The organism is Pseudactinotalea sp. HY160 (assembly GCF_009372055.1).
In the GTDB taxonomy this organism is placed as follows: Bacteria; Actinomycetota; Actinomycetes; order Actinomycetales; family Beutenbergiaceae; genus HY158.
In genome coordinates this window covers 44,318-69,686 of the sequence record NZ_WHMT01000015.1, presented here as the reverse complement: position 1 = coordinate 69,686, position 25,369 = coordinate 44,318, and the positions used below count along the sequence as shown (strand labels likewise).

17 protein-coding genes are annotated in these 25,369 nt (G+C 72.3%); 7 read left to right on the top strand and 10 right to left on the bottom strand.

The annotated features are described in order from the left end of the window. Nucleotides 1-349: 349 nt before the first annotated feature. The 3 genes from GCG21_RS12795 (at nucleotide 350) to GCG21_RS12785 (ending at nucleotide 3,889) form a co-directional block, all read left to right on the top strand. Entirely contained in the window at nucleotides 350-1,396 is a 1,047-nt protein-coding gene (locus GCG21_RS12795) for a hydroxyacid dehydrogenase (protein ID WP_228760010.1), read from the top strand. A gap of 776 nt (nucleotides 1,397-2,172) precedes the next feature. Beyond that, nucleotides 2,173-2,823, top strand: coding sequence for a DUF4433 domain-containing protein (locus tag GCG21_RS12790; protein WP_152910074.1), 651 nt, complete (start codon nucleotides 2,173-2,175; stop codon nucleotides 2,821-2,823). A gap of 13 nt (nucleotides 2,824-2,836) precedes the next feature. After that, nucleotides 2,837-3,889, top strand: a complete 1,053-nt coding sequence (locus tag GCG21_RS12785; protein ID WP_152910082.1) for a macro domain-containing protein — start codon at nucleotides 2,837-2,839, stop codon at nucleotides 3,887-3,889. Nucleotides 3,890-3,997: 108 nt separating this feature from the next. On the opposite strand, the gene GCG21_RS12780 is transcribed toward GCG21_RS12785, so the two are convergent. Further along, nucleotides 3,998-4,375 carry a BlaI/MecI/CopY family transcriptional regulator gene (locus GCG21_RS12780; RefSeq protein ID WP_152910073.1) on the bottom strand — a complete coding sequence of 126 codons (378 nt, stop codon included), beginning with the start codon at nucleotides 4,373-4,375 and terminating at the stop codon, nucleotides 3,998-4,000. After that, entirely contained in the window at nucleotides 4,372-4,938 is a 567-nt protein-coding gene (locus tag GCG21_RS12775; RefSeq protein WP_370517510.1) for a hypothetical protein, read from the bottom strand. The genes GCG21_RS12780 and GCG21_RS12775 overlap by 4 nt, the downstream gene beginning before the upstream one ends. Nucleotides 4,939-5,030: 92 nt before the next feature. Here GCG21_RS12775 and GCG21_RS12770 point away from each other — a divergent pair, with 92 nt between their 5' ends. Genes GCG21_RS12770 through GCG21_RS12760 form a run of 3 tightly spaced genes read left to right on the top strand, consistent with a single transcriptional unit; the run spans nucleotide 5,031 to nucleotide 7,996 of the window. After that, nucleotides 5,031-5,759, top strand: a complete 729-nt coding sequence (locus tag GCG21_RS12770; RefSeq protein ID WP_152910072.1) for a DsbA family protein — start codon at nucleotides 5,031-5,033, stop codon at nucleotides 5,757-5,759. A 3-nt stretch (nucleotides 5,760-5,762) separates the two neighbouring features. Beyond that, nucleotides 5,763-6,707, top strand: a complete 945-nt coding sequence (locus tag GCG21_RS12765; protein WP_152910071.1) for a cytochrome c biogenesis CcdA family protein — start codon at nucleotides 5,763-5,765, stop codon at nucleotides 6,705-6,707. Further along, nucleotides 6,704-7,996 carry a hypothetical protein gene (locus GCG21_RS12760; protein WP_152910070.1) on the top strand — a complete coding sequence of 431 codons (1,293 nt, stop codon included), beginning with the start codon at nucleotides 6,704-6,706 and terminating at the stop codon, nucleotides 7,994-7,996. Before GCG21_RS12765 ends, GCG21_RS12760 begins: the two co-directional genes overlap by 4 nt. 110 nt (nucleotides 7,997-8,106) lie before the next feature. Here GCG21_RS12760 and GCG21_RS12755 read toward each other — a convergent pair whose 3' ends face one another. The 3 genes from GCG21_RS12755 to GCG21_RS12745 all read right to left on the bottom strand — a co-directional run bounded on the left by GCG21_RS12755 (nucleotide 8,107) and on the right by GCG21_RS12745 (nucleotide 12,577). Next, nucleotides 8,107-9,756, bottom strand: a complete 1,650-nt coding sequence (locus GCG21_RS12755; protein ID WP_152910069.1) for a fucose isomerase — start codon at nucleotides 9,754-9,756, stop codon at nucleotides 8,107-8,109. Continuing rightward, nucleotides 9,753-11,243, bottom strand: coding sequence for an FGGY-family carbohydrate kinase (locus tag GCG21_RS12750; RefSeq protein ID WP_370517509.1), 1,491 nt, complete (start codon nucleotides 11,241-11,243; stop codon nucleotides 9,753-9,755). The genes GCG21_RS12755 and GCG21_RS12750 overlap by 4 nt, the downstream gene beginning before the upstream one ends. A gap of 383 nt (nucleotides 11,244-11,626) precedes the next feature. Beyond that, nucleotides 11,627-12,577, bottom strand: coding sequence for a LacI family DNA-binding transcriptional regulator (locus GCG21_RS12745; RefSeq protein ID WP_152910068.1), 951 nt, complete (start codon nucleotides 12,575-12,577; stop codon nucleotides 11,627-11,629). 154 nt (nucleotides 12,578-12,731) lie between these two features. On the opposite strand from GCG21_RS12745, the gene GCG21_RS12740 reads away from it, so the two are divergent. Next, nucleotides 12,732-13,607: a carbohydrate kinase family protein gene (locus tag GCG21_RS12740; protein ID WP_152910067.1), complete on the top strand. Its 876-nt coding sequence runs from the start codon at nucleotides 12,732-12,734 to the stop codon at nucleotides 13,605-13,607. A gap of 159 nt (nucleotides 13,608-13,766) precedes the next feature. Here GCG21_RS12740 and GCG21_RS12735 read toward each other — a convergent pair whose 3' ends face one another. From GCG21_RS12735 to GCG21_RS12715, 5 genes are all read right to left on the bottom strand, one after another. Then, entirely contained in the window at nucleotides 13,767-14,729 is a 963-nt protein-coding gene (locus GCG21_RS12735) for a class C sortase (protein WP_227993778.1), read from the bottom strand. A 137-nt stretch (nucleotides 14,730-14,866) separates the two neighbouring features. Next, nucleotides 14,867-16,369 carry a SpaH/EbpB family LPXTG-anchored major pilin gene (locus GCG21_RS12730; protein WP_194165083.1) on the bottom strand — a complete coding sequence of 501 codons (1,503 nt, stop codon included), beginning with the start codon at nucleotides 16,367-16,369 and terminating at the stop codon, nucleotides 14,867-14,869. Nucleotides 16,370-16,445: 76 nt separating this feature from the next. After that, nucleotides 16,446-19,751 (bottom strand): hypothetical protein, encoded by a 3,306-nt coding sequence (locus GCG21_RS17340; RefSeq protein WP_152910065.1) that lies wholly within the window; start codon nucleotides 19,749-19,751, stop codon nucleotides 16,446-16,448. Nucleotides 19,752-20,012: 261 nt separating this feature from the next. After that, nucleotides 20,013-22,406 (bottom strand): LuxR family transcriptional regulator, encoded by a 2,394-nt coding sequence (locus tag GCG21_RS17335; protein ID WP_152910064.1) that lies wholly within the window; start codon nucleotides 22,404-22,406, stop codon nucleotides 20,013-20,015. Nucleotides 22,407-22,545: 139 nt separating this feature from the next. Then, on the bottom strand, nucleotides 22,546-25,062 hold the full coding sequence (locus tag GCG21_RS12715; protein ID WP_152910063.1) for a LuxR C-terminal-related transcriptional regulator: 2,517 nt from the start codon (nucleotides 25,060-25,062) through the stop codon (nucleotides 22,546-22,548). Nucleotides 25,063-25,369: the final 307 nt, after the last annotated feature.

The window sequence follows — 25,369 nt, the reverse complement described above, 5'->3', positions numbered from 1 at the left end:
AAGGTAGCGTCGGGCACGTCGAGGTCTTCCTGATGGGCAGTGTGAGAACTTCCATCATCGGAGGACCTCGATCCCTACCCGACGAGCGACGCGCCCACGGCCCCTACACCCTCAACTGTGAAGAGCCGGGTATGGCCTCGATCCATGACCCGACGGCGATCATTCACCAGGCTCGACGCGTCACGGTCCGCAGGGATTCCCGTTCGGCGGCGGACCCCGACCGGGGAGGAGCCCGCCCCGACGAGGCACGCCGGCCACGAGGGGACGACGCGCCTGAACGAGTGGGGCGCCCGGCCCGGCGCAGGGGGCCGAATCGCGTTCGGGTGCCTCGAGCGGGCAGGATGAGGGGGTGCCGCACACGACCCACGCCACCGCACCGACCCGCCCGACCCGCCGCCCCGTCGCCCTGCTGGCGATGCTGCCCGATCTGCCGCCGTGCCTGTTCCGGCCCGACCAGCTCGATCAGCTGACCCGCCTGCTCGACGTCGACCCCGCGCAGGTCGACCCGGACCTCGCCGCCCTCGACGACGGTCGGCTCGCCGAGGTCGAGGTGCTCGTGACCGGCTGGGGCGCGCCGCGACTCGACGCGGCCCTGCTCGCGCGGCTGCCCCGGCTCGGCGCGGTCGTGCACACCGCCGGGAGCGTCAAGTCCCTGTTCGACGACGCCGCCGCGGCGGCCGCTCCCGCGTCCCTGCGGGTCACCTCCGCCGTCCACGCGAACGCGATTCCCGTGGCGGAGTACACCCTCGCGCAGATCCTTCTCGCCGGGAAGCGGACGCTCGCCTCCGAGGCCGACTACCGCCGGCGGCGCCGGGTCGATCCCGACTGGTACACCCGCGGCGGCTACGGCAACCACGGCGGCGTCGTCGGGCTCATCGGCGCCTCCCACATCGGCCGGCTCGTCGCCTCCCACCTGCGCCCCTTCGACGTGCAGGTGCTCCTCTACGACCCGTTCGTGAGCGCGGCCCAGGCCGCCGAGCTCGGCACCGAGAAGGTCGAGCTGGCGGACCTGTTCTCCCGCAGCGACGTCGTCAGCCTGCATGCCCCCGACGTGCCCGCCACCCACCACATGGTCGACGCCGGGATGCTCGCGCTCATGCGCGACGGCACCACGTTCATCAACACCGCCCGGCCCGCGCTCGTGCACGAGGAGGCGCTGCGGGCCGAACTCGTGTCCGGCCGGATCAGCGCCGTGCTCGACGTGCACGATTCACTCCCCGCCGACGACCCGATCTGGGAGCTGCGGAACGTGAGCATCACCCCGCACCTCGCCGGCTCCCAGGGCAACGAGCTCCACCGCCTCGCGAACACCGCCCTGACCGAGATCGCCGCCTACGTCGGCGGGCACGACCCAGTCCACCCCGTCGACCTCGCCACCCTCGCGACCCTGGCCTGAGCGGCTCGATGCCATTCCAAGCCGGCCGGGGCGGCGCGGCACCCCGCCAACCTGCCCAGCGAACTCGTACACCCCAAGTAGGAGCTCGAGCTGCACACCAACACGCGAATCTAAGGCCGCGGCGTAGAGCGCTGAATCAAACGTGAACGCAGGCAGAGAGTCGACATCATCACAGCTTGCTAGGGTATTGCCATGGTTGTGCTTACGAAGCTGGAACGCCTGCGCGAGGTGGCGTTGGATCAACTCGGCTTCGTCACGACAGCTCGGGTCCAGCACGATGACGCCTCCCGCGCGGAGCTGTCGACGATGGTCACCCGAGCGAGGGTCGAGCGCGTTACGCACGGGTCTACCAAGTGCCTCAGGTCCGCGAGACCGAGTACGACCGATAGCAGCTCCCCGTCTTGTGAGCGGGGGTTCCGGAGGCATATCTCAGCCACGACACCGCGATAGAAGTGCGCGGAGTCACCGACTTCGACCCCGGCAGCGTCCATGTCGCCGTCGCCGGGGGACGACCGCCGCGCCGCGCAAGGGGAGAGCGGTACGTGATCCACTATGAAGACCTCACCGCCCAACAGGTGACCTGGCGGAACTGGGGGATCACTATGGTCGATCGTGGGCCGCTGTACCTCCCGGCTGCGACGAACGAACTCGCACCGAAGGGCAAGGCCGAGGCACCCGCGCGGACTCTCAATGACCGGATTGCACAGGCTCAGGAGTGGCTGGGTACCGCGTGCGGCAACTCGGTCGAGCCACGGGGCCATCGGTGAGGTGACACGATGGCCGCTCGCAAGCACCCGACGTGGGTCCTCCACTTCACTCCGGTCGAGCACTTGACGACCATGATGAAGCACGGGCTGCTGTCTGATACCGCAGCTCACGAGTCGGGTCTGCTAACGGCCGAGGTCGGCAACCTCCAGATCAAGGACCGGCGGCGACAGCAGGCCGTCCGGCTGCCGCCCGGCGGCGCGGTGGCCGACTACGTCCCGTTCTACTTCGCGCCGCGCAGCCCGATGATGTACGCGATCTCATGTGGGAATGTGCCGACCTACACGAGTGGCACGGAGGGGCTCGTCTACCTGGTCAGCACGCTGGAGCGCCTGCACGAGCTTGATTGTCGGCCAATGCTCACCGACCGGAATGCAGCGCTGAGCTACACCGACTACCGCGCCTTCGACCCCGCCGACCCGGTCGACGACGGTTTCATCGACTGGCCACTCATGAGCGAGCGGTACTGGCGCAACACCCCCGAGGATCCGCAACGTGTCGAGCGCCGTATGGCCGAGGCCCTCGTCCACAAACGGGTACCGTGGGACGCCATCATGCAGATCGGCACGCAGAACGAGAGCGTCGCGACCGAAGTCCGCGCCGACCTCGTGGCGGCCGGGCTACGCGTCCCCGTCAATGTCCGACCCACGTGGTACTTCTAGGAGAGTGAACGCGATGATCACCGAGGCGCAGGGCAACCTGCTCACCGCGCCGGTCGAGGCCCTTGTCAACACGGTCAACACCATGGGCGTCATGGGCAAGGGCATCGCCCTACAGTTCAAGAAGGCGTTCCCCGAGATGTTCAAGGCCTACGCGGCCGCGGCGAGGCGCGGCGAGGTCAAGCTCGGTCGGATGCACGTCTGGCCGACTCAGACGCTCGACGGCCCGCAGTACATCATCAACTTCCCCACGAAGGGGCACTGGCGGGCGAAGTCCCGGGTCGCCGACATCGACAGCGGGCTGGCCGACCTCGTGAAGGTCGTCCAAGAACGGGGCATCACCTCGATTGCCGTGCCCCCCCTCGGTTGCGGTAACGGTGGACTCGACTGGGCCGAGGTCGAGCCGCGCATTCGTGCCGCCTTCGACCAGCTGCCCGGTGTCGACGTCCGGGTCTACCCGCCCACGGGTGCTCCGAAGGCCGACAACATGCCCGTGAACACCACCAAGCCCAAGATGACTCCGGGCCGCGCTGCACTCGTCGGCATGATCGCGCGGTACACGCAGCAGGCGTTCGACGCGCCCTCGCTGATCGAAGCGCAGAAGCTCATGTACTTCCTGCAGGTCGCCGGTGAACCACTACGACTCGACTTCAAGCCGAACAGGTACGGCCCGTACGCAGACAACCTCCGGCACGTCCTCGCCGAGATCGAGGGCCATTACCTTTTCGGATACGGGGACGGGACCGCGACGGTCCCCGACGCGGCCCCACTGGAGCCTGCCCGAGGCGCTTTGCCGGCGGCAGAACACGAACTCGACACCCACCCCGAGACACGGACTCGGATGGAACAGGTGCTCGACCTCGCCGAGGGCTTCGAGACCGCCTACGGGATGGAGCTCCTTGCCACTGTCCACTGGGTCGCCATGCACGGCGCTGCCGGGCAGTCGGACGCGACGGTCGCCGCCAAGATCGCCGAGTGGTCGCCTCGGAAGGCGCGCATGTTCACTCCTGAACATGTCGACACGGCCCTGACGACGCTCCGCGAACACGGGCTCGTCGACGCGGCGTGAGCGTCCACCGGCGTGTCGGGTGATTGAACTCGGTGATGAGACCCCCTCCGTGAGGCCCGCTCCAGCGCGAATCGTCGGGTAGGTGCCAAGAGCGGGAGTCGGCAGTGGCTACGCCGACTCGCGCGCTCCCCGGTCGCCCTCGGCCAGCACCTCGAGCAGGGTGGCGCGCTGGGTCGGGGTCAGGTCGGCGAGGAACTGCCGCAGCGTGCGGTCGGCGCGCCGGCTCGTGCCGAGCGCCTCGACCATCTGGTCGGCGGCGTAGAGGGCGCGGGTGCGGCGCGGCCGGTACAGGAGACGGCGCCCGGACCGGAACTGTTCGACCATCTCCTTGCGCATCAGGTTGCCGAGCACGGTGGCCACGGTGGTGTAGGCCGACTCGGGCAGCTCGTCGGCCACGGCGCGCACGGTCAGCGGCAGGTCGTTATTCTCGCAGCTTGTCCAGAGCACCTCCATCACCTGCTGCTCGAGCGAGCCGAGCTTGATCATGTGCGCGCCGCCCCCGTCGGGCACCACACCTGCCCGCGCAGCCGCACGAGCAGCGCCGCGCCGCTCAACGCGATCGCCGCGGCGGCGAGGATCGGCTGGGCCGGGGCGAACCACTGCAGGGCGCCGGTGTAGCCGAGCGCGAACAGGGCGATCTTGTTGCACACCGGGCAGCCGACCGCGAACCAGCCGAGCACGGCGCCGGCCGTGCCGAACCGCGCGGGCCGGCGGGCCTCGGCGGGCCCGGAGGAGGCGGCCCCGGAGACCGGGGCGACGTAGGTCGCCGCGAGCAGTCCGGTGAGCGCCGCCATGACCACCCAGACCGGGTAGTCCCATCCGGTGGTCGCGATCTCCCGGCTGAACCACCCGTTCGGGATGAGCACGGTCGAGATCCCGACGAGCAGCCCCACCCCGGCGGCCACCACCGCGGCGGCGAGCCATTGCCGCCGGCCCCACATCGCCAGCGCCCGCGGCGCCGCCGACCACAGGCCCGGGCGGGCATCCCGCCCGGGGCGAGCTGCGTCGTCCTCAGGCGGCGTGAGAGCGGAGGGAGTGTGAAGGACCACGTGGCTACTATGCCCGGCCGTGATCTACTATGCCAAGTAGTAGAGATTCGGACCATATTCGCCACCACACTCGTCACGGGGGAATTCCACTCATGGCCGCTGCCCAGGCCGGGCGCCGCAACGCGCTCATCCCGATCCTCATCGTCGTCGTGGCCATCGCGCTCATCGCCGTCGTGCTCGCCACCCGCGGCGGCTCCACCCCCACGACGGAGCCCGCGGCCACGCCGACCGCGCCGAGCGGGGTCGTCGACTCCGCCGAACAGCCCACTCCCCCCGCGACGGTGAACGTGGAGCGGCGCGACCCCGCCGATCCGCTCGCGATCGGTGAGCTCGACGCGCCCGTGGGCATCGTCATGTACTCCGACTTCCAGTGCGGCTTCTGCGCCCTGTGGACCGACCAGACCCTGCCCGCGATCCTGCCCTACGTCGAGGCCGGCGAGGTGCGCATCGAATGGCGCGACATCGCCCTGTTCGGCCCGGAATCCCACCGCGGCGCGCTCGCCGCCTACGCCGCGGGCCTGCAGGGGGCCTACCTGCCCTTCCACGAGGCGCTCTTCGACGGCGGCGACCCGCCGTCGCCGGACCAGCTGAGCGAGGACGGCCTCGCGGACGTGGCCGCCGCCGTCGGCCTCGACCTCGACACCTTCCGCGCCGACCTCGCCTCGGCCGACGTGCAGGCGGGCGTGCAGGCCAACCTCGACGAGGCCGCCCAGCTCGGGGTCATGTCCACCCCGGCGTTCCTCATCAACGGCCACCCGGTCAGCGGCGCCCAGCCCACTCCGGTCTTCACCGAGATGATCGACGCCGAACTCGCGGGCTGACCCATGGAGATCAGCCTGCTCGCAGCGGTCCTCGGCGGGGCCCTCGCACTGCTCAGCCCGTGCGGCGCGCTGCTGCTGCCCGCGTTCTTCGCCAGTTCGGCGGGCACGGGCACGCGCCTCGGCGCCCACGTCGGCCTCTTCTACGCCGGACTGCTCGTGGTGCTCGTGCCCCTGGGCCTGGGCGCGAGCGCGCTCGGGCTGCTGTTCACCCAGCATCGCTCCGTGCTCATCGTCGTGGCCGGCGTGCTCATCATCGCCTTCGGGGTCATGCAGATCGCCGGCTGGGGCTTCCGGCTCGACCGCCTCGCCCCCACGCGCGCGGCTGCGGCCGCCCGGGGCGCCGCCGGCGTGGCCCGCGCCTTCTTCCTCGGCATCACCTCGGGCGTCGCCGGCTTCTGCGCCGGCCCGATCCTCGGCGCGGTGCTCACCCTCGCCGCCGCGCAGGGCGACCCCGTCGGCGGCGCGATCCTGCTCGCCGCCTACGGGGCCGGCATGGTGCTCCCGCTCGTGATCCTCGTGATCGTGTGGCACCGCGTCGGCATCCGCAACCGCGCCCGCGGCCGCACGTTCACCGTGGCCGGGCGCGCGTTCCACACGACCTCGGTGCTCACCGGCCTGCTGCTCATCGCCGTCGGTACCGCGTTCATCACCACGAACGGCCTCGTCTCCGTGCCCCAGCTCGTCGACCTCAAGACCCAGAGCTCGCTGCAGCAGGGCGCGGCCGGGCTCGGCACCTCCCTGCCCGAGATCGCCCTCATCGTGGTCGCGGCCCTCGTGGCACTCGGGCTGTGGTGGTGGTGGCCGCGCGAGCGCACGGACGACGCCGCTCCCCCCTCGTCCGAATCCGCCTCTCCCGCACCGGGCTCGCGTAGGAACCCGTCGGATTCCCGGGCCGGTGCGCGGGCCGCTGCGCGGGCGGACGGCACCGATCCCGAGGGTCGACGATGAGGGCCGGCCCCTCCACCCGGTCGTCTCGGCTCTCCCGGCGCGCCCGTGCCGTCGCTGCCGCGGGGGCGCTCGCCCTCGCGCTGGCCGGCTGCTCGCTCATCGGCGGGGAGGAACCGGCCCCCGCCGCCCAGCCGGATCGCACGGTCGAGGTGATCGACGGCCCGCTCGCGGAGACCGCGATCGATCGCTCGCAGCTGCCGTACCCGTTCGCGGAGCTGCCCGCGTTCGCCCCGGGCTGGGACGACGTGCCCCAGTACGCCGCGGGCGTGTTCATGGGCCTGCACGACGCCGGCGGGGTGCTCGAGTTCACGGCCGTCGACGCCCACGGGAAGGAGCTGTGGCGCGTGCAGCGGCCGGCGAGCTGCTCCGGCTACGTGCTCGCGGCGCAGCCGCCCGGCGCGGCGGGCGACCCCGGTTCGGCCGGTGTCCCCGGGGCGACCGGGGACGAGCTCCCGGCGGACGAGGCGGTCGCGATCCTCACCGACGTCGGGACCACCGAGGATGCGCTCGCCGCCACCACGGCGACGGGCTACAACCTGCTCACCGGGCAGGTGCGCTGGGGCCCGGTCCAGCTGCCCGGACCCCACCAGGGTCCCGGCCCCGTCTTCGCCGGCGCCTCCCCCGCGAGCGCCGTCGGGGCAGGGGGCCCGCGGCAGGCCCTCGACCCGTTCACCGGGGAGGTGATCGCCGACGAGGCCGAGCAGGACGGGCTCGAGATCGTCGGGGTGTACGACGACGTCCTCGTGGTCGCGCGCGGCGGGGAGATCATCGCCACGAAGGCGACCGCCGGCGGGCCCGAACTGTGGCGCCTGCCCGTGGCCGACCTCGACCCCACGGGCACCCTGACGGGGCGAGTGAACGCCCTGGCGGGCGTACCCGCGGTGGCGAGCTACGCCGTCCTCACGCGGGGCGAAGCCCGCACGGGCGCGGTGGTCGACGTGCGCACGGGCGAGGTGATCGACACCGGAATCCGTGACATCGCGTTCGATCCCGCCGGGGACGTGCTGCTCACCCTCGACACGCAGACGCTCGCCGGCTACTCCGGTGGGGAGCCGCAGTGGAGCCGGGGCGTGTCCGAGGGGATGCGGATCTCGGCGGCCGGGGGCGTGCTCGCCTACCTGCGCTCGGATACGAGCGTGGAGATCGTGAACACGGTGACCGGCGAGGACGCCGTGGCCTATCCGCCGGAGGCGCCCGGATTCGCCGTCCCCGCCCTCATCACCGAATCGGGCGCGGGGATCTTCGCACTCGAGGCGATCACCCTGCTCGGGCTGCCGCCGGCCCCCTGACACGGCAGCACCGCAGCGGGGAGGCTCCACCACCTCCGGCGGGGTGGCTCCTCCCCGCTCACGGCGGGGCGACCGGGCGACGGCGCCCTCGGGTGACTCGGGGTGACTCGTCAGATCGCGACGTCGCCGCACAGGTGCACGGTCAGGCCCATGGCCTCGAACATCGCCGCCTTGGCCAGGAGCGCCTTGTCGGCGGTGGCCGCATCCGGGGCGTAGGCGACCTGCACGTGGTTGGCCTTGTGGCGGGCCATGAACTGGTCGCGGCTCACGCCCCGGAAGACGGCGAACATGACCGGCCACTCGGGATTGGTCGTCTCCTTGCGGCGGGCGGCCTCCTCGGCGGGCAACTCGACGGCGTCGGCGCGGCCGAGGTCGACGTGCAGCGCGCCGCCGGAGATGTAGACCCGGGACCACACGACCTCACCGGGCTTGGAGATGCCGTTGAGCGTCGCCCCGCCGGCGGGGAAGAACACCGGGCCCTGACGCCAGCCCTCGGCGCTCGCGTAGCCGTCGGGCAGGTGGCTGGCGGGCACGGAGCCGGAGATCTCGAGGGTCCACACGTACTCCCCGCCCGATTCGGCGCCCCAGCGCACGTCGTGCAGGGTGGTGGCCGGGTCGAGGCCCATCGCGGTCCAGACCCGGTTGGTCACGAGCGCGTCCACGGCCACGCCCTGGTCGACCTCGTTGAAGTGCGGCAGGGCCCGGCCCTCCCACAGGATGCGCTCACCGTCGCGGGAGGCGACCGGCGGGCGGGAGACGTTGTTGAGGAGGCCCTCGACCAGGTCGGAGGCCGGGCAGACGTCCTTGAGACCCTGCTGGTACTGGATGCCGAGGGCATCCACACCGAAGTCGTCGGCGATGCGCAGGGCGGCGACGTACATCTTGTGCTGCCACCGCAGCTGGCCGGGCGTGAGGTCGGTGGCCTCGTCGGTGCCGAGCCGGAACGTCATTCCGGCGCGCTCGAGCCAGGACTGCACGGCGTCGGCCTCGGCGTCGGTGACCGTCTGCATCTCGGCCCACAGGGCGCTCTGGGAGAGGCGCTCCTTGTAGATGCCGGTGGGATTGAGGAGCTCGTCGTCGATGATGGCGTTGTACATGCCCATGCAGCCCTCGTCGAAGATCCCGATGATCGCCTTGCGGTGGCGCAGGTCCGCGGCGAGGGCCCGGCCCAGCTGGATCTCGGGCCCGGCCTCGGGGCCGGCGGGCAGCTCGGGCAGGGGGCGCACGTGGGAGTCGTCGTGGGCGATCGTGCCGGTGTCGACCCATTCGCGGATCCGGCTCAGGAACCAGTCGTCGGTGCCGTCGACCGTCCACACGCTCGAGTACGGGGTGCCCATCTTGGTCAGGCCGCCGTTGAGGCCGAGCAGGCCCACGAGGCCGGGCCATTCGGGGGCGAAGTTCGCGGCCGTGAGGATCGGGCCGCGGTGGTCGCGCAGGCCGGGCAGCACGTGGTGGGAGTACTGCCACACGGCCTCGGCCACCACGAGCGGGGCGTCCGGGGGGATCGTGGCGAAGACGTCCATGCCCATGCGCTGGGAGGAGATGAAGCCGTGCCCGGTCGCCGGGTCGACGCCGTGGGCGCGCTCGAGGGTCCAGCCGACCGCGGTGAAGGCCGCCTCGAGCTGCCGCTCCAGTTCCACCTGGGCGGCCCAGCCGGCGGTGTTGGCCGATTCGCGCAGGTCGCCGTTGGCCACGAGGTAGGCGGTCCGGGGCTGGGCCGTCGGCGGCGCGGGGGTCTCGGGCAGGGTGTAGGCGGTCATGGGCGGGCTCCTTCGGTTCGCTGATGGGTGGCCAGGGCGTGGGCGATGTCGCGCGTGGCCGGGTAGAGGTCGCGGTAGAGCCCGTAGAGCTCGCCGTAATGCGTATGGACGGCGGGATCGGGCGTGACGATCCGGGCCGGCGGGTTCCAGGCGGCCACATCGACGTCCTGCCGGGTCGTCGCCGCAAGCACCGCGGCCCCGTAGCTGGCGCCGATGGCGTGAGTGGGGATCACCTGCTCGAGGCCGGTGATGTCGGAGACGATCTGCGCCCACAGCCCGCCCTGAGTACCCCCGCCGACGGCGACGATCCTGCCCGGGCGGGCTCCGGCGTCCCTCATCGCCTCGACGTTGTGGCGCACCCCGAAGCCGGTGGCCTCGAGCACGGCCCGGTACAGGTCGCCGCGGGTGTGCTCGAGGGTGAGGCCGGCGATGACGCCGCGGGCGTCCGGGTCGAAGACGGGGGTGCGTTCGCCGGCGAAGTAGGGCAGGGCGAGGAGGCCGCGGGCACCGGGCCCGGAGGCGGCGGCCTCGGCGAGGAGGGTGGGGTAGTCGGCGCCCGTGAGGTCGGCGAGCCAGCCGGTGATCGCGCCGGAGGTGGCCATGCCGCCGGCGAGGTTGCGGGTGCCCTCGTAGGCGCCGACGGTGCCCCACATGGTGGCCGAGGTGAGGAATTCGGTGCCGGTCGCGATGAGGAACATCGTGGTCCCGTACATGAGCATAAGGTCGCCCGCGTTGTGGGCGTCGGCGCTCACGGCCTCGGACCAGGCGTCGATCGTGCCGGTGATCACGGGGGTGCCGGCGGGGATGCCGGCGAGGTCGGCGCTCGTGGCGCCGGCGACCTGCCCGGGCCAGCGCAGTTCGGGCAGCGGCAGGCCGGGGGCGACGCGCCGCGCCCAGTCGGCGTGCCAGGCGAGGGCTGCGGAGTCGTACATCGGGGTGCTCTGGGACGCCGAATGGTGGTCGAGCACGTAGGCGCCGGTGAGCCGGTGCGCCAGGAAGGAGGCGGGCATGAACCAGCGGGTGGCCCGCGCCCAGACGTCGGGTTCGTGGCGCCGGATCCAGGCGAGCTTGGGGCCGGCGGCCTGGGAGGAGAGCACCGAGCCGCCGGTGCGCAGGATCGCCTCCTCGCCGAGCTCGGCCGTGAGCTCGGCGACCTCGGCGGAGGCGCGGGTGTCCACGCCGTAGAGGATCGCGGGCCGTAGCGGGGTGCCGGCGTCGTCGGTGAGCAGGACGCACGGGCCCATGCCGCTCACGCCGACGGCCGCGACGTGCAGGTCGGGGGTCGGGGCGGCGCCGGTGAGCTCGGCGGCGATGCTCGTGAACTCCTCCCACCAGATCTGGGCGTCCATCTCGACGTGGCCCGGGGCGGGGCGGTCCACGCGGTGCTCCCGGGTGGCGGTGCGCAGGATCTCGCCGGCCTCGTCCACGAGGACGCCCTTCGTGCTCGACGTGCCGATATCCACGCCGAGGTATGCGATCGTCGCCACCGTGCCACCTTGTCAGTCTCGTCAGGCTTGTCAGGCTTGTCAGTCGAAAGCCCGTCGTGCTTGCCTTCCCACGATGACAGAAATCGATTACTGACGCAAGGGGCCGGAGCGGGTGGGATCGCCCCTTCCCGCCCGGGACGGGTTCGACATCCGCGCCTGCGGACACCCGCCATTGCTTCCGTGGGGCCGAGGCGGCACATTCCGATCGACCCCTCGCGCAAATAGTGCGAGCCGCCCCCTGGGCCGTCATCGTTGTGAACACGCGCGAAGACCGCCACGCGCCGCACATTCTGCGGCCGGCGACGACACAAAGTCGGGGCGCCCAAGGAGCCCGGCGCGCCGGCGACGGCACATCGTCGGGGCGCCTCGGTGCACGACCCGCCTCACTGCAGCGGCAGCACGATCCGGACCGGTTCCCCGGCCTCGCCCCGCAGCCGCGCCAGCAGCCGCTCGATGGCGCGCCGGCCCAGGTCCTCCGGGCGCAGCGGGGTCAGGGTGACCTCCGACATGTCCGAGGTCGCGAACGGCAGGTCCCCGATGATGCCCACGGCGATCCCGTGTTCCCCGGCGCCGGCGAGCGCCTGCAGCGTGCCCACGCCCACGAGGTTGTTCGTGGCCAGCACCGCCTGCGGGCGCCGCGGCGAGGCGAGCAGCCCGGCGGCGGCCGCGCGACCGCCGTCCACACGAAAATTCGCGTAGGTGAGCCGCCCGGGCCCCGGTTCGATGCCGGCGCCGGCGAGCGCGGCGCGCCACCCCGCGGCACGTGCCCGGGCGGTGCTCGTGGACTCGGGCCCGGTGATGCAGGCGATGTCCGTGAAGCCGCGCCGCAGCAGCGCCTCGGTGGCCCGCCGCCCGAGGCCCTCGTTGTCGAAGGCGATCCGGTCGACGGCCTCCGGCACGTCCCGATCGATCACGACGACCGCCCGCCCGGCCGCGAGCAGCGCGCCCAGGTCGGGGCTCGCGTCGGCGGGGGCGAGGATGACGCCGGCCATCCGCTGGCGCAGGGCGATCTCGAGGTAGCCGCGCTCCTTGGCGGCCACGTCGTCGGTGTTGCACAGCACCACGGAGTAGCCGGCCGCGGCGGCCACGTCCTCGACGACCCGGGCGAGCGAGGTGAAGAACGGGTTGGCGATATCGGGCACGACGAGCGCGATGACCGGCGTGGTCCCGGTGCGCAGCGAGCGGGCGGTGCGGTCGGGCACGTAACCGAGCTCGGCCACGGCCGCGTGCACCGCCTCGGCCAGGTCCGCGCGCACCTGCTTGCCGTTGAGCACGCGCGAGACCGTCGCGGTGGAGACGCCCGCGTGGCCGGCGACGTCGCGGATACGGACCATGTCAGCCCCGACGATCCGTGATGGCCCGCGGCGCCCCGCGGCCGGAGGACTCCTGGCAGGATCGGCAAGGGCGGACCGCCTCCCGGCTCCTTCCGGCCATCGCGGCCTCCTGCCCGTCTCGACGTCAGCGCAAGTGTGGCACACGCCGAACAGAATGCGAGAAGAAGTGAACACGACCTGCTGGTTCGCCGGCCTCACGACGGTCGACCTCGTGCATCGGGCCGACCGCCCGCCGGCACCGAACGAGAAGATCACGGCCCTGCGCCAGGATCTCGCGGCCGGCGGACCGGCCGCCAACGCCGCGGTCGTGGCCGCCGCGATGGGCCGGTCCCCGCTGCTCATCACGGCGATCGGCGCCGGGCCGGTCGGGGCGCTGGCCCGCCACGACCTCGAGGCCAACGGCGTGCGGCTCCTCGACGCCGGCCCGAGGCACGAGATGTCCGTCTCCGCGGTGCTCGTCGACGACGCCACCGGCGAGCGCTCCGTCGTCTCCACCGACGCCGGCAGTACCCACACCATCGCGCCGGACCTTGATGCCGAGCCGAGTCCGCGGGTCGTGCTCCTCGACGGCCACCACCCCGACCTGCAGCGGGACGTCCTGGCCCGGGCCCGGGAGTGCGGGGCCACGGTCGTGCTCGACGCGGGGCGCCGGCGGCCGATCTTCGCCGAGCTCATCCCGCACGCCGACGTGGTCGCCTGCTCCGCCGACTTCCGCACCGCGACCGGCGACTCGGTCCCGGACGCGCTCCTCGCCCTGGGCGCCCGCGGCGTCGTCATCACCGCCGGCGCCGGCCCCGTGACCTGGGTGGACGCGCGCGGCTCGGGCCGCGTCGAGGTCCCGCGGGTGGCGGTGCGCGACACCCTCGGCGCGGGCGATGCCTTCCACGGCGCGCTCGTGACCGCGCTCACGCTGGGCGCCGACCTGGAGGCCGCCGTCCGCACCGCCGTCGAGGTCGCCTCGCTCCGCGTGCGCCAGGTCGGGCCGCGCACGTACCTGCGCGCCGTGCGTGCACGCTTCGGCGGCCGATGAGGCGTACGGACGACGCAGCCTCCCTCGCCGTCTCGTTCACCGCCGCGCGACGGGTTCGCGGCGGGGCCGCGCCGGGGCGCCGGCGGCGGGGTATCCGAAGTACCCCGCCGCCGTCTCACCCTTCCCCGGCAGGCCGGGCGGGATTGGTGCCTGCCGTGTTCACCGGGCTCGGTCGATCGCGGCACCGGTGGAATCGGGAAGGGGAGCTGAAGGCGGGCCGTCCTGCCGTGGCACCCGGGGCCGGCCGGATCGCTGGACGTAGCCGCCGAGGATGAGGACGGCGCCGCCGAGACCGGCCGCCCACCACGGAAAGCCCGGGCCGGGCGCGTCCACGGCCGCCGCCCGCACATCGGCCGGTGGCGTCGGGAGGATGCGTTCGCCGGTGACGAGGATGCGCTGGCTGTTGATTCCCAGCGGCGTGCACGTGACGAGGGTGACCTGGTCCGCTCCGGGCACGGGGTTGAGCGATTCGGTCTCGTCGGGTTCGACCACGATGGTGCTGGTGACCTCGTAGGTGAGCACGTCACCGAAGACGTAGATCTGGAACCGGTCGCCGACCTGCACGCGGTCGAGATGCGTGAACAGGGTCGCGGTCGCGAGGCCGCGGTGACCGGTGAGCACGGAGTGGGTGCCCTCGCCCCCGACGGGTAGGGCCGTTCCCTCGAGGTGGCCGATCCCCTCCTCGAGCACCCGCTCGCTCGTGCCGTGGTAGATCGGCAGGTCCACGTCGATCGCGGGGATGGTCAGGCGGGCCATGAGTCCGTGCGCGTCGGCGGCGAGCAGGTCGTCGTAGTCGACCGTCGTGGGCGCGCTCGTGTGCGCGAAGGGCAGCCGTTCGTTCGCGGCCACGACGGCGCCGCTGCGCAGGGCCGAGTTGTAGGAGCGCGCCTCGGCGAGCACCTTCTCCCGCCCGACCGGGCCGATCGCCGTCACCTCCTGCTGATAGCCGTCGACCTCTCGGGCCTGGAGCACCGCGGAGTACCAGCTGGCCGCGCTCGGATACAGCAGCACCGCGAGTCCCACGAGGGCCGTGAACGCGACGCCGAGGGCGAGCTTGGGCAGACGCCACCGGCGGCGTCTCGGCGGCGCCGGCGGCTGCGGCGGCGTCATGAGCATCGTCATCGGGCCTCCTGCCACGGCGCACTGGGTCGGATGGGTGAGGGACGAGTCGGTTCGGGCGCCGAACCGACGGATGGTGGGAGGCGCCGGCCGGCACCTCCCACCATCACGCTCCGTGTCGGTGCGTCAGGCTCGCTCGGTCACAGGTTGGACCCGGCGTGCGACTTGCGCCGGCCGATCACGATCGCCGCGCCGATCGCGAGGGCGATGAGCGCGAGGCCGCCGCCGATGAACAGGGCCGTGCCGGAGCTCCCGGTCAGCGGCAGCTCGAAGGGGGGCACCTGCGGGTTCTCCACGGTGACCGTGGCGTTCGTGGTCGTGCCCGGGAGCACGGTGAAGGCGACCCCGGACTCGGCGGCGGAGTAGTCGGCCGCGATCGTGTAGCCGGCGGGCGCCTGTGTCTCGACCACGTAGTAGGTGAGGTTGGCTCCCGTGCCGTTCTCCTGGGACTTGAGGCCCTCGATCGTCACGGCGCCGCTCGCGTCGGAGACGAAGGTCGTCACGCCGCCCACGCTCACGGGGTTCGTGCCGGCGGCCGCGTCGGCCTCGGTCAGGTACACCTGGAACTCGGCGCCCTCGAGCGGGTTGCCCGGATCGGCGGCGTCGGTCTTGAGCAGGTTGATCGAGCCCCACGTGGTCTTGGGGGTCTCGCTCTCGAAACCGTGGTCGTGGTCGGAGTCGTTGACGTAGAGGATGCCGGCGTTCGCGATCGTGCCGTCGCCGACGGAGTTGACGGTCGTGTCGATCGTCAGGGTCACGGTGCCGCCCTGGTTGGCGGCGAGCACCGCGATGCCGGCCGTCGTGAACTCGAGGGTGACGTTCTGCCCGGTGTTGACGAGCGTGTAGTCGCCGGTCGCGAGGGGCACGTCGGTCGTGTCGTCCGCGGCCGTCAGGGTGACGGTCGCGCTCTGGTAGTCGAGGCGGGTGTCGAGGTCGTCCGTGATCTCGAAGCTGTCGAGGCTCTGCCCGTCCGGGATGTTCGGCACCCCGGCGGTGATGGGCCACACGACGGTGTCGCCGAGCCCGTGGGCACCGGAGTCGTCGACCTCCTTGGTGATGTCGGTGACCGGGTTCTTCGGGTACACGTGCACGTCGGTCAGCCACGCGTTCTCGTTGGGGAACGGCACGGTGACGAGGAACGGGTCGGCGAGCTGGGTGATGTTGTTCGCGCCGGCGTCGGTCTCCGAGACGAGGTAGACACCGAGGTCGAGGCCAGTGAAGGCCGCCACGCCGCCGGCGGCGGTCACCTGCGTGTCGACCACGCTCGTCGTATAGATGGTCGCGGGCGTCGCGTCGTCGACGACGGCGCCGGTCGCATCGACGGACAGGTGCTCGGTCAGCTGCCAGCCGGCCGCGGTGGTCAGGTCGATGCCCGACACCTCGGCGATCGTGTAGGTGACGCCGTCGAGCGCTTCGAGACCGGTGAGCCCCGTCGTGATCTCCGTGCCGTCGTTGGGCAGGCCGGTCGCGTCGTCGGGCTGGGCGTACTTGTGCACGGTGACCGAGTAGGGCCCGTCGGGGAAGTTCGGTATGGCGGCGGATGCGGGGGCCGCGAGCGCGACCATTCCCATCGCGCCGAGGGCCATCGCGCCCGTGGCGGCGGCGATGCCGCGCAGACGCCCACCCGTTGTCTGGATTGTCATGTCTCTCCTGCTCCAATCGATGTAAGTCCCGCGCCGATTCCTCGGCCGAACATCTTGCGTGGTGGTGGTCATCGCCTCATGCGCGTCGCATCCTCGTGGTCCGTCGGTGCTGCCAGCCGGCCAGGGCCACTGCGGCGATCAGTCCCAGGGCGCCGAGCGCCAGGAACAGGTCCGTGCCCAGGCCACCGGTGAGCGGCAGCGAGATCGCCGTCACGCCGGCGTTGACGAATCGGTACACGTCGTGTGCCCCGGCCTCGACGCTCACCGTGTCGGCGTCGACGTCGACCCACTCGGCGCCGTCCCAGTGCTGCAGCGCGAGCTGCAGGTACGCCGTGTCCTCATGCCCGGCGGCCAGGGCCTCGGCGAGCGAGTAGCCGTGCCCGGGGCGCACCTCGAAGGTGCTGGCCGCGTTCGGATCGGTCGCGGCGCCGTCGGCGCCCGGAACCGTCGTCGGGGTCAGCCCCGCGACGCCGGCATCCGGGGTGGCGGTGAGGTCCCAATCGGACGGGCTGAGGTCCGAGCTGCCGTCGATGTGCTTGAGCACGGTGAGCAGCGCGGTCGTGTTCGTGATCGTGCAGGTCACGTCGGCCCCGAGGGGGACCTCGACCGCGCCGTCCGTGACCGCGACCGCCTCCGAGTCGCTCGTGGCGCAGACCCATCCGCCGTCGGGGACGTAGGTCGCGGGGCCGCCGGCCTCGGCGAGCGCGTACGGCACGGTGGCCGTCACGGCGGCGGTGACCGGGGTGGTCGGCGAGTACGTGCCGCTCGGGCCCTCGAGCGCCGCGCTGCCGTCGGGCTTCGTCGCGCTCAGCGTCCAGGTGTCCGCCGTGACCGCGCCCACGTCGACCTGCTTGACGAGGCTGAGGGACTGCGTGCACTCGATCGTGTTCGTGATGTGGAACCGGCTCGTCCCCGCGGCCACGGTCGCGTCGAAGGGAAGCCCGTAGTCCTCACCGGGGGTCGGCGCGAAGGTGACGACCGTGCCCTCGAACGTGAGCACGGGGGGTTCGAGGATCGAGCACCCGGGCAGGGCGTCGCCGTCGAGCGTGGCCACCTCGTCGATCGTCACGACCGAGCCGATGGTCCGCGAGTCGTTCGCGCCCCAGGCCCGGTTCTGGCCGTCGAGGGTCAGCTGCGCATGCAGGCCCGCGGGCAGCGTCGACGCGTCTGCCGGGATGTCATAGGTCTCCACGACGTTGCCGGCGGAATCCTGCACGACCCACTTCTTCGTCACGACGATGTTGCCCGTGCGGGGCGTGTTCGTGACGACGCACTCGACCGTCCCGTCGGTGAACGGCATCACGAAGGTCTGGGCCGCCACGGCCACCGTGACGCCACCCTGGGTGCACGTGTACGTGGCGTTGTAGGACCCCTGGGCAGGGTCCGCCCCGTGGCCGATGTTCTCCGCCAGCGTGACCGAGGAGCCGTAGGCCGCCGCACCCGTCGCCACGTTGACCGTGTCGTGCTGCGGGTTCGTGCCGTCTGCCGTCGAGGTCGCCGTCGTCGCGTCGACGAGTGCGAAGCCGCTCATGCTCAGCTCGGCGGTGTCCCCGGCGATTGCTCCCTGCCAGCGCTTGGTGAACTCGATCGGGTTCGTCTTCGGCGCATTCGTGAAGGTGCACACGACGTGCGCGCCCTCGTCGCCGGAGAGTGGGGGTGGGATCGTGACCACTCCCGCCGTGCCCGTGCCCGTGGCGATGACCGAACCGCCCGCCTCGCATTCCCAGCTCGAGGTGTAGGCGCTCATCTGCGAGGAACCGGGGAAGGCGATGATCGCTTCGGAGAAGGAGTAGTCCGCCCCGGAGATCGCGGGCACCGGCCCGATCTGGGTGGGCTGGAGCCCGGTCGTGGTTCCGCTCGTGTCCTCGGTCGCGACCGTGACCGCGTCGCGCTCGAGCGTCAGCCTGAACTGGTCCGCGCTGGCAGCGCGGAGCGTGATGTCCTTGCGCACGGTGATCGTTCCCGGGGAGTTGCAGCTCGCGAGGTCGGTGCTGTCGACCAGGTTGCCGGTGTGCGTGCCGAGGGACGTCCAGGTCGTGGGGTCGTACTTGTACACGGTCGTGTCGGAGCCGAGGTAGATGGATCCGTCCGCGTCGAAGGCCACGCCGTTGACGGCGACCCCGCCGACGTCGAACGCGTGGGTCTGTGAGAGGTCGAGCGCGTTGCCGTCGGCCGCCGCGAGGGTGGCGGCGGTGATCATGAACTCGGTGACGTTGCCGTCGTCGTCGCTGGCAATGACGAACAGGTTGCCGTGCGCGTCGAAGGCCATGTCGCCGTTCGCGCCGACGAGCCCGCTGACGAAGTAGCCCACCTTGTCGAACAGGCCGGTCCCGACGTCGTAGCGCCACAGCTGGAAGTTGTTCGAGGAGTCGTATCCGCCGAAGAAGTAGTCGCCGCTGGCGAGGTCGACCGCGCCGGCGATCAGCTGCTGGGTCGTGTTCGAGTTGAGGGTGCCGAGCGACTCCCACGCATCCGTCGCCGGAAGGTAGCGGAGCACGGTCGCGTTGCTCAGCGGGTCCTCGGCGGTGTCGCTGCTGAATCGCATGAAGGCGTAGACGACGGTGCCGCCGTCGCCGATCGCCAGGCCGTTGACGCTTCCGCCCGGGCCGTCGACGAAGGAGCTCCAGCTGCCCATCGTGGACACGGCGCCGGACGGGTCGATCTGGACCAGGTCGCCGCCCCCGTAGACCGAGTAGACGTAGCCGCTCGAGCAGACCGGCGCCTCCCCGACGGCCATCGGCTGCATGTCGGCCGGGTGAACGTCGGCCGGGTGAACGTCGGCGGAGCTCGGCCGGGCCGCCGATGCAGGCTCGTCCGCGGGCTCGGGCTCGTCCGCGGGCTCGGGTTCATCCGCGGGCTCGGTCTCGGCGGCATCGGGGACCGCCGGGATGCCGGCATCGGGATCGGCGGGGTCGGCTGGATCGGCTGGATCGGCCTCACCGGTCGTGGCCACCGGCGCGTTCGTGAACGTGCAGGAGACGTCGGACGCCGACGTGACCGTCACGCTCGTGGCCCCGACCGTGACGTCGTCGCCGCCGGTGCACGTGAGGTCGTCGAGGATCCATCCCTGCGGCAGCTCCGCCTCGACCGTCACGGCCTCACCGGGAAGGAGTGCGCCCGTGAGCTCGTCCGGATCCTCCGGCGTCGGGGCGAGCGTGAACCCCTCGCCCCACGAGGAGCCGGCGACGTCGGAGGTCGACCCGTACGAGAACGAGGGCGCCTCGCCCGCCCCGATCGCGCCGGTCGCATCGCTCACGATCGTCAGCCGCGCGGGCTCCCGCTCAGCGGCGTTCCCGCCCGCCTCGCCGGCGCCTCCGGTCGTCGCGAAGGCCGCGATCGGCCCCGTGAGCAGGGCCAGGCAGCCACTCACGGTGGCGGCCACGAGCCTGCTTCTCCGTCTGGGTCGGACAGGGCTGGCGGCATGACGGAAGGCGGAGGTATGCACGATTACTCCCGGGACGGAATCGGAATGGATTCAGCCTATTGGAGCGGTGGTGTTCAATTCGAGCGCACAGGACCTTCGACCCGTCACCCCGGGGTGGATTATTCGATGATCGAGGGTGAGATGCGGGTGAATACAATAGTATCGCGGGTGATATCCTTGAGGCGCACCGAACATCGGATGACCGAGCACCGGCCGCGGTCAGGGAATGAGCGCCAGCTGCCTGGCACGCTCCAATGCGTCGCCCCGGCCCGTGACATTCAATTTCTTATAAATGGACCTCAGGTGACTCTTGACGGAATTCACGCTCACGAATAGGCGATCGGCTATCTCGGCCACCGTGTGGTCCTGGGACCACTGCCGCAGCACGTCCAGTTCCCGCGGGGACAGCCGCACCATCCCCCGCAGCGGCTCCGGTCCCGGGGCGCCGACGGGCGCGCCGTCGAACACGTCCGCGAGCGCGGGCAGCAGCTCGACGAGGCGCGCGATCTCGCTCGGGGGCACGTAGCTCCAGGCCCGCCAGTACCCCGACTCGCGGGTCAGCTCGAGGGCCGCGTCGAGCATGTTCGTCGCCCGGTCGGCGCGACCGAGCCGGGCGGAGCCGAGCGCATCGAGCACGAGCAGCTGCGCGTGCAGGCGCGGGTTGAGGCGGGTCTCCTCGTCGACGAGCCCCGCCCCCGGCAGGCTCGCGCCCGTGATCCGCAGCACGCCCACGAGGTTGCCCTCGAGCCAGTCGATCCATGCCTTCGCCGACATGTCCCAGCCGGCCATGTCGCTCGTATCGGCGAGCACCTCCCGGGCGCGGGCGAGGCGACCCATGGTGACGAGCCGGTGAACATACGTCATGGTGATCGCCGTCCGCAGCGTCGGACTCTGCGCGGCCGCCCGCGCGCACCGCTCGGCGGCGTGATCGAGATCCTCCTCGGTGGAGCTGGCCCGCCGCGTCGGCAGCAGCACGAGCAGTTCGATATATGCGCCGAGGTCGGCGGTCGCGGGGGGCAGGTCCGCGAGGTCGCCCGGCGGGCCCGGCACCCGATCCTCGACCGGCCGGCCCTCGTCGAAGAGGAGCCGGCGCACGAGCCAGTCGCAGGCCCGGGCCGTCGCCGTGGCAGGCTCCCTGCCACCCGGGCCGTCACCGGCGATCCACCAGTCCCGGGCGGCCCGAACGAAGCCGCGGTGCAGGAGGCACAGCGCGAGCCCGCTCCACGCCTCACCCCGCAGCCGTGGATCGGGATGCCCGCTGAGCCGCCAGAACGCATCGGCGGCCCCCAGGTGCCGGCGCGCGAAGAACTGCGCCCAGGCCCAGCGCAGCCGCCACGGCCCGAGGTCGGCCGCGCCGCCGGCGATCCCCTCCCCGGGGTCCGGGGCGGAGCCGGGCAGGAGGAACGTGCCATCGACGAGTCCGCGCCGGCCGCGGCGCATTCCCGCCTCGCCGATCACCTCGGCGGCGAGGAACCGTGTCAGGTCCGACACCGGCCCGAGCATCCCGAGGGCGCGCTCGAGCCGGCCCGGTGCCAGCACGGCCAGTTCGGACCAATGGGCCTCCACGAACTCGCGCAGGAGGTCGGCGTCGGCGCTGAGGATCGCCTGGGTGAGCGCGCGGCCGAGGTCGCCCCGGCCGGCATAGTGCACATGCAGGCGCGCGTTGACGCGGCGGATCGCCGCCGGCTCCATGCGCTCGTACAGGTCCGCCAGCGCCGGCGCCAGGACCGGTCCGAGCCGCCAGGCGTCGCCGGCGCGCTCGAGCGCGACGGGGCCCTCGTTCGAGAACGCCGCCAGGGTCCCCGGGGCCGGCCCGAGGACGTCGGCGACGAGATCGTCGGTCACGTCGCCGACCACGCTGAGCAGGCGCAGCAGGTCGGACTGCCGGTGGAACTCCGGGTCGAGCAGGATGGTCTGCGCGTAGCCCAGCAGGATCGCCCCGGGTCGCCACGGCGTGGGTTCGGGCGGTGGCAACTGCGCATCCCGCAGGGCCGCGATCACGGCCCCCGGCCACCCCCGCGTGCGTGCCACGAGCGCGTCCGCCTGCCCCGGGCGCAGGCCCCGGTCGAGGGATCCCGCGATCGCGTGCACCTGCGCCGAGCCGAGGCGCAGATGCTCCTCGTCGACGAGCGTGATCCGGGCGCAGGACTCGCGGAAGGAGCGCAGGGCGCGCGACCGGCGGGCGATGATCACGAGCTGGGCCCCCGCCGCCCGGGCGAGTTCCGCGAGGCGGGCGTCGCCGTCCATAGGAAGCCGGTCGAGGCGATCGATCACGAGCGTCACGCGAGCCGCGCCCGCAGCGGCATCCGGATCCGTCACGACGCTGCTGAACTCGCGGATCCGCTCGAGCCGGGCGCGGACGTCCGCGAGGAATCGCTCGACCCCCGGCTCGAGGTCCACATCGACCCAGGCCCACAACCGGCCGGGCTCGGCCGCGAGCCAGGTCGCGACCGTGCCCGTCTTGCCGAAGCCGGGGGGTGCCTGCACGAGCACGGTCTCGGCGGCGCCGGCCAGGGCCGCCAGGGCCGCCGGCGCCGGCTCGAACCAGGCCGGAACGCGCGGGAGAACGGAGGAGTCCGGCACCACCTCTCCCACCTCCCACGGATCCGTCACATCGTCGAACTCTCGGCGAAACCCGCCGACCTACTGTGCCAGGCTCTCGCACCGCCCGATCGTCGGACTCATCGGGCTCCGCTGCTTCGTCGCGACTCCCGGAGCCATCGGGGTGATCCCGCCATTCGGCCGCATGTCATCACCCCGTGAGGAGCCGGTCGGCCGCACGCAGCGCCTCGACCCGATTGCTCACGCCCAGCTTCTTGTAGATGTTCCGCACGTGCGTCTTGGCGGTGTTCGTGGAGAGCCCGAGGTGGTGAGCGATCGCCACCGGCCCACCGTGATCGATGAGCGCCCGCAGGACCTGGGCCTCCCGATCGGTGAAGGCGGGGGCCGGGGCCTCGTCGCTCACGTCGGCGGTCGTCCGGGTGCGCGGATCCGGCCACAGCAGCTGGGCCTGCCGGTCGGCGCCCGCGAGCGCATCGAACACGTAGCGGGGCAGCAGCCCGAACGGGCGGGTCAGCCCATGCACCTGGGCCGAGTGGACCGTGAGGGCGAACAGCTCGGCCGCCTCCTGGCCGCGGCCGACCGCGTGATAGGCGCCGGCGAGCACGACGTCCCGTTCGAGGGCGAGCCGCGGCCAGAGCGCGAGCCAGGAACCGATCGATTCGCACAGCACGATCGCCTGGTGGTAGTTGCGCTCCGCGACCGCCAGCTTCGCGCGGCCGAGCAGGGCAAGGGGAGACTTGCCGGTCCGGTGGTCGAGATCGCGGGCCACGCCGACCATTCCCGCGCGCAGCAGGACGTCCACGAGGTCGTGGACGAGGATGGCCTCCGGGAGGGTGCCCGCCGCGATGTAGCGCAGGGCCGAGCGCAGTTCGTTCGCCGCGTCGAGCACGAGCCTCGGATCGCCCGACAGCGTGGCGTACCGGGCGCGGACGCTCACCGTGAGCATCCAGACGAGATCGCGGTAGACGGGTTCGGCCAGCTCCCCCACGAGCCGGGCGCAGTCCGGGCTGCCCGAATCGACCGCCGCCATCGCGCGCGCCAGGCGGACGCCCCGGTCGACGATTCCCGCGGCCGTGCCGGCGGCGATGCGATGCTGCCGGCTCCCGTTCGACATGACCTCGCCCCAGACCCGGTCGTCCTCGGGCCCGGGACCCTCGCCGTCGAGGAAGGCGGTGAGCACGGGATCCTCGAGCAGCCGCCGGCCCTGCACGAGCTCGCCCTGGAAGAGATGCAGGACCGCGAGGCCCATGGTCGCCAGCGCGGCCACCGGGCCGGGATCGCTCAGGCCGCGGTTGCGGGCGCGATTGCACGCATAGGTCGCGGCGTGCAGGTCGCCGCTGAACAACGCCGCGATCGCCCACTGCAGGAGTGCGACCGACTCGTCCTGTTCGAGCGGACGGCGCTGCCGGTCGGCGCGGCTCGTGAGGGTCAGGCCGTCCGGATCGTCGACCGCGGGCCAGGGCCACGACCACTCCTGCCCGGACAGGGTGGAGACGACGCCGCCCTCCAGGTCCGTCAGCGCCACCCGGAGGCGGGCGCTCGCCGCGACGTACTGCCCGGGGAACGCGCGCGCGGATGCGATGAGTGCGTGCGGGCCCTGGGTCACGAGCCGGTTCCAGTACCGTTCGACCAGGTCGAGGCCCACCTCCCATTCCTCCGCGAGGACCGCGTGGTGGAGCGCGCGGGCGGGATCGACCGTCGGCGCGCCGGCCTCGAGGAGGTGCCGATGCACCTCCTTGACCAGTTCCGGTCGGTGCTCCCGGGCGAGGCGCTCGAGCGCCTCCCGCACGGCGGGGGTGTAGCTGTAGGTGTTCGGGACCTCCTCGTGCAGCAGGCCCGCGTGGTGGAGCGGGCGCAGCAGCCCGAGGGCGTCGCCGTGACCCACGAGGCCCTGGGCTCGATCGAGCGTGAAGGAGCCGAGCAGGCAGGTGCGATAGAGGAACTCGCGAATGCGGTCGTCACCGAAGTCGTCGATGACCCGGTGCACGAATGCGGCGGCGACGGTCGGATCCCGGTCGAGGGCGCCCTCGTCGTCCGTGCCGTGGGCGAGGGTGGTGCGCACGAGTGCCGGCCAGCCGTCGGTCATCGTCACGAGCCGATCGATCGTGGCCGCCGGGAGCCGCGTTCCCAGGGCGATCGCGAGCGTCTCCGAGCGCACCCGGTCGAGCTTGAGATCGCCGGGGCCGATGAGCCGGGTCGGCATGGACATGAGGCCGGTGACCTCGAGGTTGCGCAGCGTCCGGGTCGCCACCACGAGGTTGAGGTCGGGGTGCTGGTCCAGCAGTTCGAGCAGCCCGGCATCGATCTCCGCGTCGACCGAGGTGTCGACGTGGTGCAGGTGGTCGAGCACGATCGTCAGCGGGCGCGCGGAGGCGGACAGCGCCGCGGAGAGCGCCGCCCGGACCGGTGGCCCGTCGCCCGTGATCGCCCCCTCCGGCTCGAGTGCCCCGAGCACCGCGCGCCAGAATCCGGTGGCCGTGGCCGTGCCGGGCGCGAGCGAGAGGTAGACGACCCGGCGTCCGGAGTCGCCCGCGAGGTGCCCGGAGTCGAGCCAGGCGCCGAGGAGGCTGGTCTTGCCGTAGCCGCGGGGGGCGCGCAGCACGACGAGGGCGGAGGACTCGAGCGGGCCGGTGATGAGATCCTCGGCGAACTGGAGGTGCGGCACAGCGCGGATTCGGCTTCCGACGCCGACGCGGGCTGAACTCATCGCACTCCTTCCACCCAGGGCTCCACCCCATGGGTGCGGGCCGGCGCTGCTCGGCCGTCGCCGTGCCCCGCCTGGGCGATGAAGTGTGCGGCCCTGCTGCCTCTCAGCCCTTCTCACACTAGCGGGAACGACGTCCGGATGTGATGCCCGTCTCCAGTTGAGACGGATTCGAGACCTTCGGGCAGTGGTGGGCCCCGTTCGTGCCCGATCGGGCATCCTCGTGCACGTTCGAAGGTCTCCGTGGCGGGGTGGCCGCCGGAACGGCGCGTTGCGGCCGCCATCGCCCGCTGCATGCGACGGGGCCGGA

What these genes read in the sequence shown, in the direction of transcription:
- GCG21_RS12790 (WP_152910074.1), top strand. Translation starts at nt 2,173, where the DNA reads ATGGCCGCTCGCAAGCACCCGACGTGGGTCCTCCACTTCACTCCGGTC.
- GCG21_RS12785 (WP_152910082.1), top strand. Translation starts at nt 2,837, where the DNA reads ATGATCACCGAGGCGCAGGGCAACCTGCTCACCGCGCCGGTCGAGGCC.
- GCG21_RS12780 (WP_152910073.1), bottom strand. Translation starts at nt 4,375, where the DNA reads ATGATCAAGCTCGGCTCGCTCGAGCAGCAGGTGATGGAGGTGCTCTGG.
- GCG21_RS12770 (WP_152910072.1), top strand. Translation starts at nt 5,031, where the DNA reads ATGGCCGCTGCCCAGGCCGGGCGCCGCAACGCGCTCATCCCGATCCTC.
- GCG21_RS12765 (WP_152910071.1), top strand. Translation starts at nt 5,763, where the DNA reads ATGGAGATCAGCCTGCTCGCAGCGGTCCTCGGCGGGGCCCTCGCACTG.
- GCG21_RS12760 (WP_152910070.1), top strand. Translation starts at nt 6,704, where the DNA reads ATGAGGGCCGGCCCCTCCACCCGGTCGTCTCGGCTCTCCCGGCGCGCC.
- GCG21_RS12755 (WP_152910069.1), bottom strand. Translation starts at nt 9,756, where the DNA reads ATGACCGCCTACACCCTGCCCGAGACCCCCGCGCCGCCGACGGCCCAG.
- GCG21_RS12745 (WP_152910068.1), bottom strand. Translation starts at nt 12,577, where the DNA reads ATGGTCCGTATCCGCGACGTCGCCGGCCACGCGGGCGTCTCCACCGCG.
- GCG21_RS12740 (WP_152910067.1), top strand. Translation starts at nt 12,732, where the DNA reads ATGCGAGAAGAAGTGAACACGACCTGCTGGTTCGCCGGCCTCACGACG.
- GCG21_RS12735 (WP_227993778.1), bottom strand. Translation starts at nt 14,729, where the DNA reads ATGACGATGCTCATGACGCCGCCGCAGCCGCCGGCGCCGCCGAGACGC.
- GCG21_RS12730 (WP_194165083.1), bottom strand. Translation starts at nt 16,369, where the DNA reads ATGACAATCCAGACAACGGGTGGGCGTCTGCGCGGCATCGCCGCCGCC.
- GCG21_RS12715 (WP_152910063.1), bottom strand. Translation starts at nt 25,062, where the DNA reads ATGAGTTCAGCCCGCGTCGGCGTCGGAAGCCGAATCCGCGCTGTGCCG.